At 70.6% G+C, this 14,831-nt stretch carries 9 protein-coding genes; 4 read left to right on the top strand and 5 right to left on the bottom strand.

Going from position 1 to position 14,831, the window contains the following annotated elements:
- Nucleotides 1-10: 10 nt before the first annotated feature.
- A complete protein-coding gene (locus tag SNE35_RS30520) occupies nt 11-2,002 on the bottom strand; it encodes an OPT family oligopeptide transporter (protein ID WP_320426845.1) in 1,992 nt (663 codons plus the stop codon).
- 108 nt (nt 2,003-2,110) lie between these two features.
- Nucleotides 2,111-3,550, bottom strand: a complete 1,440-nt coding sequence (locus tag SNE35_RS30525; RefSeq protein WP_320426846.1) for a cytochrome P450 — start codon at nt 3,548-3,550, stop codon at nt 2,111-2,113.
- Between the two features lie 70 nt (nt 3,551-3,620).
- Here SNE35_RS30525 and SNE35_RS30530 point away from each other — a divergent pair, with 70 nt between their 5' ends.
- On the top strand, nt 3,621-5,747 hold the full coding sequence (locus SNE35_RS30530) for a prolyl oligopeptidase family serine peptidase (protein ID WP_320426847.1): 2,127 nt from the start codon (nt 3,621-3,623) through the stop codon (nt 5,745-5,747).
- Between the two features lie 44 nt (nt 5,748-5,791).
- Here the strand turns inward: SNE35_RS30530 and nadC are convergent, their stop codons facing one another.
- Together nadC and SNE35_RS30540 are read right to left on the bottom strand one after the other, a co-directional pair.
- Nucleotides 5,792-6,655 carry a carboxylating nicotinate-nucleotide diphosphorylase gene (gene nadC, locus SNE35_RS30535; protein ID WP_320426848.1) on the bottom strand — a complete coding sequence of 288 codons (864 nt, stop codon included), beginning with the start codon at nt 6,653-6,655 and terminating at the stop codon, nt 5,792-5,794.
- Nucleotides 6,652-7,353, bottom strand: coding sequence for a fumarylacetoacetate hydrolase family protein (locus tag SNE35_RS30540; protein ID WP_320426849.1), 702 nt, complete (start codon nt 7,351-7,353; stop codon nt 6,652-6,654). The genes nadC and SNE35_RS30540 overlap by 4 nt, the downstream gene beginning before the upstream one ends.
- 53 nt (nt 7,354-7,406) lie before the next feature.
- Between SNE35_RS30540 and SNE35_RS30545 the strand changes: the two genes are divergently transcribed.
- The gene (locus tag SNE35_RS30545) at nt 7,407-8,390 is read left to right on the top strand and encodes a septal ring lytic transglycosylase RlpA family protein (RefSeq protein WP_320426850.1); all 984 of its coding nucleotides are present in this window, start codon (nt 7,407-7,409) and stop codon (nt 8,388-8,390) included.
- A gap of 9 nt (nt 8,391-8,399) precedes the next feature.
- On the opposite strand, the gene SNE35_RS30550 is transcribed toward SNE35_RS30545, so the two are convergent.
- Nucleotides 8,400-11,411 (bottom strand): beta strand repeat-containing protein, encoded by a 3,012-nt coding sequence (locus SNE35_RS30550; protein ID WP_320426851.1) that lies wholly within the window; start codon nt 11,409-11,411, stop codon nt 8,400-8,402.
- A gap of 139 nt (nt 11,412-11,550) precedes the next feature.
- Here SNE35_RS30550 and SNE35_RS30555 point away from each other — a divergent pair, with 139 nt between their 5' ends.
- Both SNE35_RS30555 and SNE35_RS30560 read left to right on the top strand, forming a co-directional pair.
- Nucleotides 11,551-12,108, top strand: a complete 558-nt coding sequence (locus SNE35_RS30555; protein WP_320426852.1) for an ECF-type sigma factor — start codon at nt 11,551-11,553, stop codon at nt 12,106-12,108.
- A 39-nt stretch (nt 12,109-12,147) separates the two neighbouring features.
- Nucleotides 12,148-14,817: a serine/threonine-protein kinase gene (locus SNE35_RS30560; RefSeq protein WP_320426853.1), complete on the top strand. Its 2,670-nt coding sequence runs from the start codon at nt 12,148-12,150 to the stop codon at nt 14,815-14,817.
- The last annotated feature ends 14 nt before the right edge of the window (nt 14,818-14,831 follow it).

Here is a 14,831-nt window from a genome sequence, read left to right on the forward strand (position 1 = left end):
AGACTTCTTGTTATGTCCTCCCTGGACGGCTGCCGCCCAGGCGCAGGAGCCAACCATACAGCGCAATGCCGACGGCGACAAATGCCAGCCCGCCGAGCCACACGGCAGCGTCGCCGAAGCCCGGGCCGACCAGCGCCAGCGGGGCATCCTTGCCCGAGAACACGACGATGGCCGACAGCACGATGCCGATCAGGCTCTCGCCGACGATCAGGCCCGAGGCCAGCAGCACACCGAGCTGCTTGGTCGCGGCGGGGCGGGCCGTCAGCTCGGCGCGCTTGTCGAACCACCAGCCGGCCACCGCGCCGATGACCACCATCAGCGTGGACGAGGTCGGCAGGTAGATGCCCAGGCCCACGGCCAGCGGCGGCAGGTAGGCCGAGCCGCTGGCGCGCAGCACGCGGTCGATGACGATGCAGACCACGCCGATCCCCGCGCCGATGCCGATCAGGTTCCACGGCAGGTCGCCGCCGATCACGCCCTGGGCCAGGGCCGAGATCAGCGCGGCCTGCGGTGCGGCCAGTGCGCGGGCGGCGTCGGCGCCGGGCGCACCGGCGAAGCCGTAGGCCTTGTTCAGCAGGTCCAGGATCGGCGGGATCACCACCGCGCCGGCCACCACGCCGACGATCAGCGCCACCTGCTGGCGCCACGGCGTGGCGTCCACCAGCTGGCCGGTCTTCAGGTCCTGCAGGTTGTCGTTGGAGATCGTGGCCACGGCGAACACCACCGAGGTCACGAACAGCGCGAAGGCCACCAGTGCCTTCGTCGACTCCGGCGGCAGCAGCGGCTTCACCGCCAGCGCCAGCATCAGCGCCGCGCCGATCACCACCAGGATGCCCACGCCCGACAGCGGGCTGTTGGACGAGCCGATCAGCCCTGCCATGTAGCCGCAGACGGCGGCCACGAAGAAGCTCATCAGCAGCACGTAGACCACACCGCCGGTCACCAGCAGGCCGATCTGGCTGGACAGGCCGGCGCCGTTGCCGAAGTCCGCCAGCAGCCAGCCGATCGGCAGCATGCAGACCAGCGTGATCAGGCCGACGATGCCGATCGGGATGTCCCGCTCGGTGCGCGGCAGCGCGCCGGCGGCGTCGCCCTTGCGGGCGCGCGAGGCGGCCATCGCCGAGCGCAGGCCGGTGAACACCGGCTTGGCCAGCATCAGCAGCGTCCAGATCGCGGCCACGCCGATGGTGCCGGCGCCGATGAAGCGCACCTTGGTCTTCCAGGCCGCCACGGCGATGGCGGCGGTCTCGCCCGTGACGCCCGAGGTCAGCGAAGGCACGAAGCCGGCCCAGGCGATCAGCGCGCCGACCAGGATCGCGACGCCCACCCACAGGCCCACCAGGTGGCCCACGGCCAGCAGCGCGAAGCTGAGGCTGAAGTTGAAACCGGTGGCCGGGCCGTCCTCACGGCCGCCGAGGCGGAAGAACTTGGCCACCTCGCCGGCGAACACCTGCGTGGCGACGACGACCGCGAACCCGGCCGAGACGAGGCTGCCCCAGACGATCGCCAGCAGGCCCTGCTTGCCGGCGGAGGGGTCGTCGCCCTCGGCGCCGACCTTCAGCACTTCGGCGCAGGCCACGCCTTCCGGGTAGGGCAGATCGGAGTTCGTCACCAGTGCGCGGCGCAGCGGGATTGAATACATCACGCCCAGGATGCCGCCCAGCGCGCAGATCATGAACGAGGTCCAGTACGGGAAGCCCTGCCACCAGCCGATCATGATCAGGCCCGGCAGCACGAAGATGATGGAGGACAGCGTGCCGGCGCTGGAAGCCACCGTCTGCACGATGTTGTTTTCCTGGATCGTCGCGCCCTTGAAGCCGCGCAGCACGGCCATCGAGATGACGGCGGCCGGGATCGAGGTGGCGAAGGTCAGGCCGGCCTTGAGCCCGAAATAGACGTTGGCGGCGGTGAAGACGACGGTGATCAGGACGCCCAGGATCAGGCCGCGGACGGTCAGTTCCAGGCGCTGCTCGTCGGCACTCGGCGGGAAGGGTGAGGACATGGAGGCGTTCTTCGGAAAGATGCGATGGCGCGCATCATCCCCGCTTTTGCCTCCCGGCCGGGAGAGTGGATGCCCCGAGCCCGGGCAGCCTTGGGTTCAGGTGCGGATTCAGGCGCGGGGGCGCAGCCGCATCGTCAGCCCGCGCGGCGCCATCGTGAAGGACAGGACTTCCTCCGCCTCGGGCTCGCCGCTTGGCGTGTCCACGGCCAGGATGTCGAAGCGCGAGAGCAGCGTGGCCATCGCCAGCTTGATCTCCAGCAGCGCCAGGTAGCGGCCGGGGCAGATCCGCGGTCCCGCGCCGAAGGGCATCGCGATGCGCTTGGCGGCCGAGGCGTCGCGGCCCAGCCAGCGCTCAGGGTCGAAGCGATCCGCCTGGGGGAAGTTCTGCTCGCTGACGCTGTCGCGCCGCAGCAGCGCCAGGATCACCGTGCCGGCCGGCGCCTCGACGCCGTCCACCACCGTGTCGTGGATGGCCTGCAGGCCCACCATCGGCGCCACCGGCTTCAGCCGCATCGTCTCGTGCGCGCAGGCCTCGACATAGTCCAGCGTGCCGAGCTGGTCCTGCGTGATGCCGTCAAGATCTGGCCCCACCGCGCCGCGCACCTCGGCCGTCGCGCGGGCCAGCGCCTCCGGGTGGCGCCACAGCAGGTGGATCATCCAGGCCAGCGTGTTCGCCGTCGTGTCCTCGCCGGCCAGCAGCATCGTCAGCACATTGCCGGCCACCAGCCCGTCGTCGATGCCGCTGCCGGGCACGTCGGCCGCCGCGATCATCGCCTCCAGAAGGTTGGAGGGCTGCTCGCGCAGGGCCGGGTCGGCAGCCATCCGCTCGCGGGCCCGCGCGATGAAGCCATCCACCGCGGTCAGGATCTCCGTCAGGCTGGCCTCCAGCTCCCGGTCGCGCGCGCTCTTGAACCAGCGCCAGGTCGGCAGCGGCGCCAGCAGGCGGCGGTACAGCGCGGGGAACAGCTTGTCGAGGTGGCGCTGGATCACGTCCTCGTCCGACTCCAGCGTGTTCACGTCCGCGCCGAAGGCCAGGCCGGCGATCGTGTCCACCGTGTAGCGCATCAGGTCGGCCTGCAGGACGATCGGCGTGTCGGCGGCCTTCTCCCAGCGCGCGGCCAGGCGCAGTGCCACCTTGCGCATCGCCGGGAAGTAGTGCCGGACATGGGCCGGGTCGAAGCCCGCCATCACCATCCGGCGCTGGCGCGCCCAGCTCTCGCCGTTGGCGCCGAACACGCCGGTCGGCAGGCCCAACTCCTGCCAGATGTGCTCCAGCTTCGGCGTGCGGCGGAAGCCCTCGGGCCGGTCGCGTAGCGCTGTGGCCACGGCCTCGTGATTGCCGATGACGAGGATCGGGCCGCCGCCCAGGCGCAGCGTGTAGCGCGGGCCCAGTTCCTGCGCCCACTGCTCCATCTGCTGGTGGAAGCGCGCCGGCTCGACGCGCAGCAGGTGCCCGAACACCGGCAGGCCGCGCGGAGACGGCAGGTCGGCGAGCCGCAGCCGCCGTTCGGATGTCTCCTTAGCTGACAGGATGTCCGGGGTATCCATGGGGCCTCCGCCGTCCGTATCGGTGCAACTGTAAGGCTAGACTTTGCCCTCCAGATCAGAGGGTGCCGACATGCTTCGTTCATCGTCCCGCATCGCCGCAGCCGCCCTGCTGCTGGCTTCCGCCGCCCTGGCGTCCGCCGCTGAACCGTACCCGCCGGCCGCGCGCCAGCCGGTGACGAACGTCTACCACGGCACCGCCGTCGTCGACGACTACCAGTGGCTGGAAGACGCCGCCAGTCCGGCCACCCGGGAATGGGTGGCCGCCGAGAACCGGCTGACCCGCTCGGCTCTCGACGCGCTGTCCGGCCGCGCCGCGCTGCGCGCGCGCATCGAGGCGCTGCTGACCTCGCGCTCCGCCACCTACTACGGCCTGCGCCGCGCCGGCGGCGTCTGGTTCGCGCTGAAGTCGCAGCCGCCGAAGCAGCAGCCGCTGCTGGTGAGCTTCGCCGACCCGGCGCGGATGGACACCGAGAAGGCCGTCGTCGACCCGAACGTGCTGGCGGCCGACGGCTCGCTGGCAATCGATTTCTTCGAGCCCTCGCCGGACGGCCGGCGGGTGGCCGTGTCCTTGTCCGAGAAGGGCAGCGAGGACGGCTCGGTCCACCTGTTCGACGTCGCCAGCGGCAAGGAGACCGACGTCGTCGTGCCGCGCGTGCAGTACCCGACCGGCGGCGGCTCGGTGTCCTGGCGCGCCGATGGCAAGGGCTTCTTCTACACGCGCTACCCGGCGCCCGGCGAGCGCGCCGAGGCCGATGCGCACTTCTACCAGCAGGTCTATTTCCACGCGCTCGGCCAGCCCGTCGAGCGCGACCGTTATGTGATCGGCCACGACTTCCCGCGCATCGCCGAGATCGCGCTGAGCAGCAGCAAGGCCGGCGAGCAGCTCGCCGAGGTCAAGAACGGCGACGGCGGCGAGGCCTCGTACTACCTGCTCGGCAAGGGCGCCGGCGCGAAGTGGCAGCGCGTGGCGGACCTGAAGGACGGCGTGAAGGCCGCGCTGTTCGGCGACGACGGCTTCGTCTACCTGCTCTCGCGCGACGGCGCGCCGCGCGGCAGGCTGCTGCGCCTGCCGGTGAGCAGGCCTGTGCTGGCGCGCGCGCAGACGCTGCTGCCCGAGGGCGAGGCCACGCTGGAGCACATCGCGGTCAGCGGCCGCACGCTGTTCGTCTCCGGCCTGCTGGGCGGGCCCTCGCAACTGCAGGCGATCGATTTGAAGACCCTGAAGCCGCGCGTGCTCGAGCTGCCGCCGGTCAGCAGCGTCAACGACCTGGTGCGCGACGGCGACGGCGTGCTGGCGCTGATCGCGAGCTACACCGAGCCGCTCGCCTGGTGGCGCCTCGATGCCGGTGGCCACGCGACGAAGACCCCGCTGGCGATGACCAGCCTCGCGGACTTCAGCGACTGCGAAGTGGTGCGCGAGTTCGCCACATCCAAGGACGGCACGCGCGTGCCGCTGAACATCCTGCGCCGCAAGGGCACGGTGCTGGACGGCCGCAACCCAACCATCCTCTACGGCTACGGCGGCTATGGCGTCAGCATGGTGCCCGGCTTCTCAGTGACGCGCCGCGCCTGGTTGGACCACGGCGGCGTCTACGCGATCGCCAACCTGCGCGGCGGCGGCGAGTTCGGCGAGGCCTGGCACCTGGCCGGCAACCTGACGAAGAAGCAGACCGTGTTCGACGACTTCATCGCTGCCGCCGAACATCTGATCCAGCGAAGCTACACGACGCCCGCGAAGCTGGCCGCGCAGGGCGGCAGCAACGGCGGCCTGCTGATGGGTGCGGCGCTGACGCAGCGGCCCGATTTGTTCCGTGCCGTCCACAGCGCGGTGGGCATCTACGACATGCTGCGGGTGGAGTTGGACCCGAACGGCGCCTTCAACGTCACCGAGTTCGGCAGCGTGAAGGACCGCGCGCAGTTCGAGGCGCTGTACGCCTACTCGCCCTTCCACCGCGTGAAGGATGGCACCGACCACCCGGCGCTGCTGCTGACCACCGGCGACAACGACGGCCGCGTCAACCCGGCGCACTCGCGCAAGATGCTGGCCCGGCTGCAGGCGGCCGACCCGCAGGGCCGGCCCCTGCTGCTGCGCACGACGGCTGCCGGCGGCCACGGCATCGGCACGCCGCTGTCGGAGACGATCAACATGCAGACCGACGTCTTCGCCTTCCTGTTCTGGCAACTGGGCGTGGATTGAGGCTTGAGGCCCCCGCCCGGCGGGGCCGCGCTCCTGCTGCTTCGTCAGCCTTCCACGCGCATCGAGTAGTCGATCGCCCGCACGTCCTTGGTCAGGCGGCCGATCGAGATCCTGTCGACGCCGGTGGCAGCGATCCAGCGCAGCTGTTCCAGCTCGACGCCGCCGGACACTTCCAGCAGCGCGCGGCCGTCGGTGATGGCCACGGCCTCCTTCATCATGGCCTCGTCGAAGTTGTCCAGCAGCACGCTGGTAGCGCCGGCGCTCAGCGCCTCCTGCAGCTCGGCGATCGACTCGACCTCGACCTGGATGTCCACGCCCGCGCCAAGGGCCTGCGCCGCGTGCAATGCGGCACCGACGCCACCGGCCGCGGCGATGTGGTTTTCCTTGATCAGGATGCCGTCGTACAGCGCCAGCCGCTGGTTCGCTCCGCCGCCTGTGCGTACTGCGTACTTCTGCGCCAGACGCAGGCCTGGAATGGTCTTGCGCGTGTCCAGCACCGCGCAGCCGCGCGGATTGGTGCTGGCGCCGGCGATGGCGTCGGCATGGCGGCGCGTCTGCGTCGCGGTGGCGGACAGCAACTGCAGGAAGTTCAGCGCCGGCCGCTCGGCCGAGAGCAGCGCGCGGCCATCGGCCTCGATGCGGCAGACGAGGGTGTCGGCGCTCATCAAGGCGCCTTCGTCGTAGAGCCACTCGATGCGGGCGCTCGGGTCCAGCGCGGCGAACACGCCAGCGAACCACTCGCGGCCGCACAGCACCGCCGCCTCGCGCACGCGCACATGGGCCTTCACGCGGCGACCGGCCGGCACCAGTTGCGCGGTCCAGTCGCAGATGCCGATGTCCTCGGCCAGCGCGTCGCGGATGTTGCGGGCGCGGGCTTCGTTCAGAGTCTCGTTGTGGTCGCTGCTCATTCCGGCTGGCCGATCGTCAGCGTCAGGTTCACCAAGCCCTCGATCTGGCCGGTGATCTCGTCGCCAGGCTTCACGGGGCCGACGCCTTCCGGCGTGCCGGTGTAGATCAGGTCGCCGGGGCCCAGGTGATAGAACTGCGACAGGTTGGCGACGATCTCGGCATTGCTCCAGATCATGTCGGACAGGTCGCCGCGTTGCTTCTCGACGCCGTTGACCTGCAGCGTGATCGCGCCCTTGCCCATGTCGCCGGCCTGCGCCGCCGGGATCAGGTCGGTGATGACGGCGGACTGCTCGTAGGCCTTGCCGGTGTCCCAGGGCCGGCCGGTGGCCTTGGCGGCGTTCTGCAGGTCGCGGCGGGTCATGTCCAGGCCGGCGGCATAGCCCCAGATCGCGGCGGCGGCCTGTTCGGGCGTGGCGCGGAACAGCGGCGCGCCGAGTGCGAGCACCAGCTCCATCTCGTAGTGCAGGTTCTGCGTCATCGGCGGGTAGGCGATCGTGGCGCCGGACTCGACCAGCGCATTGGCCGGCTTGCTGAAGTAGAACGGCGGCTCGCGGTCGGGGTCGCTGCCCATCTCGCGCGCATGGGCCGCGTAGTTGCGGCCGACGCAGAAGATGCGGGAGACGGCATAGCGTGCGCTGCTGCCGCGCACCGGCACGCTGGGCTGTTCGGGGGCGGGGAAAATGTAGGTGCTGCTCATGGGGCTGAAGCATACGCTTTGCGTCCCGGCGAGGATCGTTTAGGGTTGCGCCCATGCGAGAGAGAACAAGTTGGGGCGGGGCGCTGCTGGCGCTCCTGTTGACCTTGGTGCTGGCCGGCTGCGCGAGCCACCGCGGCGTCGCCGAGCGCGACGGCCCGGAGGCGGTGATCCCGCCCGATCTGCAGAAAGTGCCCGATGCCACGCCGCACGTCGAGCGCATCCGCGCCGGCGGGCCGAACAAGCCCTATGACGTCGACGGCCAGCGTTATGAGCCGATGACCGAGGACAAGCCGCTGGTCGAGCGCGGCCTGGCCTCCTGGTACGGCAAGAAGTTCCACGGCCGGCCGACCTCCAGCGGCGAGGTCTACAACATGTACGCGATGACGGCCGCCCACGCGACCATGCCGATCCCGAGCTATGCCCGTGTGCGCAATCCGGCCAACGGCCGCGAGGTGATCGTGCGGATCAACGACCGCGGGCCCTTCCACAAGGGCCGCATCATCGACCTCAGCTACACCGCCGCGCTGAAGCTGGACGTGCTGCGCGGCGTCTCGCCGGTGGAGGTGGAGCGCATCACCTATGAGGACATCCGCACCGGTGCCTGGATGCGTGGGCGCAAGAGCACCGACGATCCGGCGCCGGTGTACGCCGCGGCCGAACCGGTCGGCGCACCGCAGCGCGAGACCACGGCGGACCTGCGGCCGGCCGAGGACACGTCGCCTGCACCGGTCTTGCCGACGGTGCCCGCCACGGCCACCGCGCCACCGGTGCCGGCGCCCGCGGTGGTGCCGCCGGCCGCGGCCCCGGGCTTCTGGGTACAGCTCGGCGCCTTCTCCAAGCTCGATGGCGCCGAGGCCTACCGCGAGAAGCTGGTGCGCGAGCTGGACTGGCTCGCGCCGCTGCTGGCCATCTTCAAGGACCGCGGCCTGAACCGCCTGCAGGCGGGGCCCTACGCCAGTCGGGCCGACGCCCAGGCCGCCGCCGACCGCGTGCGCCACACGATGGCGCAGGCCGCGGTGGTGGTCGAGCGGAAGTAGGGGCTATCCTCAGGCCAGCTTCTTGCGGCGACGCGTCAGCCAACCGATCACGCCGAAGCCGGCCAGCAGCATCGCGTAGCTGGACGGTTCCGGCACGGCGCCGACCTGCGTCACGTCCAGCCAGACCTCGTTGGCGTGGCTGTAGTCCAGGGTGTACTCGAAGCCGTTGCCGAATCCGCTGGTCGTCACGTTGGCGAAGGTACCGGTCAGCGCGCCGGAGCTGCTCATCAGCAGGTAGGTGTCGCCCTGCTGCAGCATGCAGCTGAAGCAGCTCAGCGCCAGGGTGCTGCCGTCGATCGCAGCCGTGCCGGCGACCTGCAGGAAATCGCTGGCGGCAGCCGAGCTGAGCCGGATGTCCAGCACGCCCAGCGGGCCTTGCACCAGGTTGCTCGCCAGTGTCAGCGTGCCGGTCGCCGCGGCGGATCCGGGGGCGATGTGGCCGTTGTTGGTGAGCGTGCCGTTGGCCTGGATCGTTGCCACGCCCATCAAGGTGCCGGCATTCGTGAAGTTGTCCGGCAGGCGCAGCGTGCCTGTCTGCGCTTCCAAGGTGCCGAGGTTCTGCAAGGCCACGCCGGACAGGTCGCTGGTGCCGCCGCCGGCGGTTTTGACGATGCTGCCCGTGTTCACGAGATCGCCGCCGCCGTAGATGCCGCTGTCGTTGGCAAACTCGTAGCGGCCGTTGTTCGTCAGCGCGCCGCTGCCGTAGGCGTACAGGTTGTCTGTGGCAGACGTGCGGCCGGCCAGCGTGAGGCCCGCGGCGTACTTGTAGCTGCCGCCCTCCACGTACAGCGTGCTGCCGCTGGCGCTCTGCCAGGCGCCCGTCATCGTGCTGCTGGTCCAGTGCGCGTCGCCGGTGGCGACGACGTTGTTGGCCGTGATCGTGCCGCCCGACAGGTAGAGATTGCTGCCGGTGCTCAGCGTGCCGTTGAAGGTCGCGCCGTTGGTCACCAGCACCTGGCCGGCGCCGGTGATGCGGCTGCCGCTGGCGAACTGGGCGCCGTTGTCGAAGACCATGCGGCCGGTCTGCACGTCGATGACGCCGGTGCTGGCGTTGCTGAAGCCGCTGACGCTGACATGGGTGTCGCCGCCGCCGGCGATCTTGGCCAAGGTGCCCTTGTTGACGAAGCTGCCGGCGCCGCCGTTGTTGTACAGGCCGGCATCGTTCAGGAACTGGTAGCTGCCGGTGTTGACCAGCGTGTTGCCGTCGTCGAAGTACAGGTTGTCGGTGGCCGTCATCGTGCCGGCATTGGTCAGCGTTCCGCCCACGTACTTGTAGCTGCCGCCGTCGACGTAGAGGGTGCTGCCGCTGGCGGTCTGCCAGGTGCCAGCCATCGTGTCGCTGGTCCAGTGCACATCACCGGTCGCGACGACGTTGTTGCCCGTGATCGTGCCGCCCGACAGGTAGAGGTTGTCGGCGGTGCTCAGCGCGCCGCTGAAGCTCGCGCCGCGGGTCACCAGCACCTGGCCGGCGCCGGTGATGCGGGTGCCGCTGGAGAAGCTGGCGCCGCTGTCGAAGATCATGCGGCCGGTCTGCACGTCGATGATGCCGGTGTCGCCGTTGCTGAAGCCGCTGATGCCGATGTGGCTGTCGCCCGCGCCGCCCACTTTGGCCAGGGTGCCGTTGTTGATGAAGCTGCCGGGGCCGTCGTTGTTGTAGAGGCCCGCGTCGTTGGTGAACTGGTAGCTGCTGTTGTTGACCAGGGTGCTGCCGGCGTTGAAGTACAGGTTGTCGGTGGTCGTCATCGTGCCGGCATTGGTCAGCGTGCCGGCCACGTACTTGTAGCTGCCGCCGTCCACGCGCAAGGTGCTGCCACCGGTGTTCTCCCAGGTGCCGGACAGTGTGCCGGCGGTCCAGTACACGTCGCCGGTGGCGACGACGTTGTTGGCCGTGATCGTGCCGCCCGTCAGGTACAGGTTGTTGGCGGTGCTCAGCGCGCCGCTGAAGCTCGCGCCGTTGGTCACCAGCACCTGGCCGGCGCCGGTGATGCGGGTGCCGCTGGCGAACTGGCCGCCGTTGTCGAAGAGCATGCGGCCGGTCTGCACGTCGATGACGCCGGTGCCGCTGTTGCTGAAGCCGCTGACGCTGACGTGGCTGTCGCCGCCGCCGCCCACCTTGGCCAGGGTGCCGTTGTTGACGAAGCTGCCGGGGCCGTCGTTGTTGAACAGGTTCGAGTCGTTCGTGAACTGGTAGCTGCCGTTGTTCGTCAGCGTCGTGCCGTTGTTGAAGTACAGGTTGTCGCTGGCGACCAGGGTGCCCGCATTGCTCAGCGTGCCGCCCACGTACTTGTAGCTGCCGCCCACGATGTTGACGGTGGTGCCGCTGGCCGTCTGCCAGCTGCCGGCCAGCGTGCCGCTGTTCAGTTGCAGGCTGCCGCTGGACAGCGTGGCCGGGGTGGTGCCGCTGCCGGTGTAAGTGCCGCCGCCGAGCACCAGGCTGCCGTCCGACGAGAAGGCGCCCGAGAAGCTCGCGCCGCCGCTGACCAGCACCGTGCCGGGGCCGGTGAAGCTGCTGCCCGCGTTGAACGTGGCGCCGCTGTTGAAGATGATGCGGCCGGTCTGCGCATTGATCGTGCCGCCGTTGTTGACGAAGCCACTGATGCCGATGGTGCTGTCGCCCCCGCCAGCGACCTTGGACAGCGTGCCGGTATTGACGAACACGCCCGAGGCGCCGTTGTCGAACAGGCTCGAATCGTTGAGGAAGCGGAAATTGCCGCCGTTGTTGATCGTGTTGCCGGTGGCGAAGTACAGGTTGTCGCTGGCGTCGATGGCGCCGCCGGCCGTGGTGGTCAGTGCCACGTCCAGGTATTTGTAGCTGCCGCCGATGATGCTGAGGGAGTCGCCGCTGCCCAGCGTCGTCAGGCAGCCGGAAACGCTGTAGTTGCCGCTGCTGAAGCTGCAGACATCGGCCATGGCCAGCTGCGACATGCCGGCCAGCGCCAGCGCCGCGGCGGCACTGGAGGCGCGCAGCCGGAACCGGGCGGGGCGGTGATGGACTGAGGGGACCGGACGGAAGGCTTGCATGACGGGTTGCTCCAAGGTTGAAGAGATCCACGAGCCGCCGCGATCGGCAGTCCCTATCCCTGAACACGCAGTCGCCCGGCCCAAGCCGCCAACTCACCCCCTAAATATGGGGGGTATGCCACTGCTAGAGTCGTGCGCAATGGACGCGTCGCTGACCTCCCTGCTGCACGATGCCGGCCGTGGCGACGCTGCCGCGGGCGAACGCGTGTTCGCGCTGCTGTACCGCGAGCTGCAGGGCATGGCGCGCGCGCGCCTGGCTCGCGCGCCGAGAGTCACCGCGGCCGACACCGGCGCGCTGGTGCACGAGTGCTGGCTGCGCATGCAGTCGCTGGGGGAGCAGCACTTCGCCGACCGCCATCATTTCCTGGCCTACGCCGCGCGCGCGATGCGCTCCATCGTCACCGACATGGCGCGCCGCCACGCGGCCGAGCGGCGCGGCGGCCAGGTCGAGCACATGACGCTGGACACCTCGGTGGCCGATGCCGTCGCCGACGCGCCGGAAGACCTGCTGGCGCTGGACGGCGCGCTGGAGGAGCTGTCCCGGCTCGATGCCCGGGCGGCGCGGGTCGTCGAGATGCGCTTCTTCGCCGGCCTCGGCGAGGCCGAGATTGGCGACGCCCTGCAGGTGTCGCTGCGCACCGTGCAGCGCGACTGGGAGCGCGCTCGCGCCTTCCTCACCCTGGCCTTGAAGCCATGACGATGGCGGTTTTGGCCGCCGGATTGCGTATTCCAAGCCATGACCGCTCCCAACTTCCCCATCCGCGCTGAAGACTGGCCCGAGGTGTCCCGCCTCTTCGACGAGGCGGGCGAGCTGGCGCCCGAGGCCCGCACCGCCTTCCTCGCGCGGCTGGACGCCGAGCAGCCGGGCCTGTCGGTGCAGGTGCGGGCGCTGCTGGCCAGCAGCGCCGAGCGCGAGACGGGCGACTGGCTGGAGCGTGGGCCGCGGCTCACCGGCGAGGCCTGGATGGGCGATGGGCCGCGGGCCGGCGACACGGTCGGCCGCTATCGGCTCGTGGACCGCTGCGGCAGCGGCGGCATGGGCGAGGTCTGGCAGGCCGAGGCGCTGGAGGGCCCCGTGCGCCGCGTAGCGCTGAAGCTGCCGCTGTGGCACCGCCCCGGCAGCGCCACCGCCGAGCGCTTCGCGCGCGAGGGCGACATCCTGGCGGCGCTGGACCATCCGCACATCGCGCGCCTGTTCGATGCGGGCACCGCAGCCGACGGCACGCCCTATCTCGCGATGGAATGGGTGGAGGGCGAGCCGCTGATCGCCTGGTGTGACAGCCGCCGCCTGGGCCTGGCCGAGCGGCTGGCCCTGTTCCAGCAGGTGCTGGAGGCGGTGGCCTACGCGCATGCGCATCTCGTGCTGCACCGCGACCTGAAACCGGCCCACCTGCTCGTCACGCCGCAGGGCCAGGTCAAGTTGCTGGACTTCGGCATCGCCAAGCTGCTGGACGATGGCAACAGCCCCGCCGATGCCACCGAGCTCACGCGCGCCGCCGGCCGCATGATGACGACCGCCTACGCCGCCCCGGAGCAGGTGCGCGGCAGCCCGTTGACGACCGCGGCCGATCTCTACTCGCTGGGCGTCGTGCTGTTCGAGCTGCTGAGTGGCCATCGCCCCTACGCGCCGCGGTTGAACACGCCGGCGCAGCTGGAGACCGCCATCGCCGAGGGTCACCTCATGCGCGCCGCCGACGCGGCCACTGACGTCGACGCCCAGGCCCGCGGCCTGACGCGCCGCGCGCTGGTCAAGCAACTGCGCGGTGACCTGGACGCCGTGCTGGACAAGGCGCTGCAGCTCGAGCCCGCGCGACGCTACGCCAGTGCCGAGGCGCTGTCGGCCGACCTGGCGCGCCACCTGCGCGGCCACCCGGTGCTGGCCGCGCCCACCAGCCGATGGCAGCGCGCTTGGAAGTTCACGCAGCGCCACCGTGCCGGCGTGGCCCTCGGCACGCTGGCCGTGTGCAGCCTCGTGGGCGTCACCGCCACGGCGCTGTGGCAGGCGCACGAGGCCCGGGCGCAACGCGCTAAGGCCGAAGCCTCGCTGGCGACGACCGAGAGCTTTGCGTTCTTCCTCGGCGACCTGCTGGGCGACGCGCTCGCCGCCGGCGGCAACGAGTCGTCCGAGGCCGTGGTCGGGCGGGCCGAGCGCATCGCTCGCGGCGAATTCGCGGACGAGCCCGAGACCCTGTCGCGCGTGCTCCTGGCCATCGCCCAGCACCACGGCGGCATCGGCGAATCCGAGCGGGCGGCGAAGCTGTACGAAGAGGCGCGCGCCTTGACGCATGAGCACAGCCAGCAGCAGGCCATCGACTGCGACCTTGGCATGATGTACCAGCGCATCGGCCGGCGCGACGAGGCGTTGGCGATGCTGCAGCGCGTGGCGGACGATCCGAATGCCGAGGCCGTCTCCCGCGCCAACTGCGCCTCGTACCAGGCTACCGTGCTGTTCAATGCCGGCAAGCTCGACGACGCCTTGCGCGCCGCCGACGCCGCCACCGCCTACTGGCGCGCCATGCCGCGGCCGATCAAGCAATTCGAGGCGCCGCTGCTCGGGCTCAAGGCCAGCATCCTGATGAACACGCCGCGGGTGGCCGAGGCGGATCCGCTGTTCGCGCGGGCGATCCAGTCGATGAAGGAGCTCGGCCGGGACCAGGGCCCGAACTACGTCGCACTCTTGAACAACTGGGCGCTGGGCAACTTTCTGGCCGGCCAATTGGGCGCTGCGCAGACCCGCCATGACGAAGCCCTGGCCCAGGCTCGGGCGTTCGCCGGGCCGCAGGGCGTGGCGCCGATCAACCTGCTCAATGCCGCTGCCGACCGCCTGGAGCTGGGGCTCTATCCGGAGGCGCTCGCCCTGTACGACCAGACACTGGCGGCGGCGCGTTCGTGGCACAACGCCGGCTTTGCCGCCAGCGCGCAATGCATGGGCGCGCTGGCGCTGCTGCGCGGCGAGCCGGGCCACGAGGCCGAGGCCCAGGCCCGCCTTGCCGCGGGTCGCGCCGAGAAGCTCAGCGACAGCCCGGCCGACCGCATCGCCGCCACCAACTGCATCGGCGCCGAAGCGCAGCTGGCGCTCGCACGCGGCGACGCGGCCGCCGCGCTGAAGGGCTTCGACACGCTGCTGGCCGTGCCCAAGATGCGCGAAGCGGCGCGTGCCTTGCTGCTGCAGTGGCGTTCACGTGCGCAGCTCGCTGTTGGCAATGCGGAGGCGGCGCGTGTCGACGCGGAGGCATCGCTCAAGCTCGCGCGCCAGTTGCAGGGTACGCAGCCCGCATCGTTCCGCACGGCGCTCGCACTGGATGCGCTGGCCCGTGCGCAGGGCGATGCTGCAGGCAAGCTGCGCCAGGAGGCCGACGCTGCGCTCGCCGCCAGCGTCGCGCCCACGCACTGGCTCCGGCGTTAGCGGCCTTGTCGGCC

This window comes from Roseateles agri, assembly GCF_034043675.1.
Classification (GTDB): domain Bacteria; phylum Pseudomonadota; class Gammaproteobacteria; order Burkholderiales; family Burkholderiaceae_C; genus KK5.

Bases quoted from the DNA above. Each gene is read 5' to 3' on its own strand.
- SNE35_RS30520 (WP_320426845.1), bottom strand. From the start codon at position 2,002: ATGTCCTCACCCTTCCCGCCGAGTGCCGACGAGCAGCGCCTGGAACTG.
- SNE35_RS30525 (WP_320426846.1), bottom strand. From the start codon at position 3,550: ATGGATACCCCGGACATCCTGTCAGCTAAGGAGACATCCGAACGGCGG.
- SNE35_RS30530 (WP_320426847.1), top strand. From the start codon at position 3,621: ATGCTTCGTTCATCGTCCCGCATCGCCGCAGCCGCCCTGCTGCTGGCT.
- nadC (WP_320426848.1), bottom strand. From the start codon at position 6,655: ATGAGCAGCGACCACAACGAGACTCTGAACGAAGCCCGCGCCCGCAAC.
- SNE35_RS30540 (WP_320426849.1), bottom strand. From the start codon at position 7,353: ATGAGCAGCACCTACATTTTCCCCGCCCCCGAACAGCCCAGCGTGCCG.
- SNE35_RS30545 (WP_320426850.1), top strand. From the start codon at position 7,407: ATGCGAGAGAGAACAAGTTGGGGCGGGGCGCTGCTGGCGCTCCTGTTG.
- SNE35_RS30550 (WP_320426851.1), bottom strand. From the start codon at position 11,411: ATGCAAGCCTTCCGTCCGGTCCCCTCAGTCCATCACCGCCCCGCCCGG.
- SNE35_RS30555 (WP_320426852.1), top strand. From the start codon at position 11,551: ATGGACGCGTCGCTGACCTCCCTGCTGCACGATGCCGGCCGTGGCGAC.
- SNE35_RS30560 (WP_320426853.1), top strand. From the start codon at position 12,148: ATGACCGCTCCCAACTTCCCCATCCGCGCTGAAGACTGGCCCGAGGTG.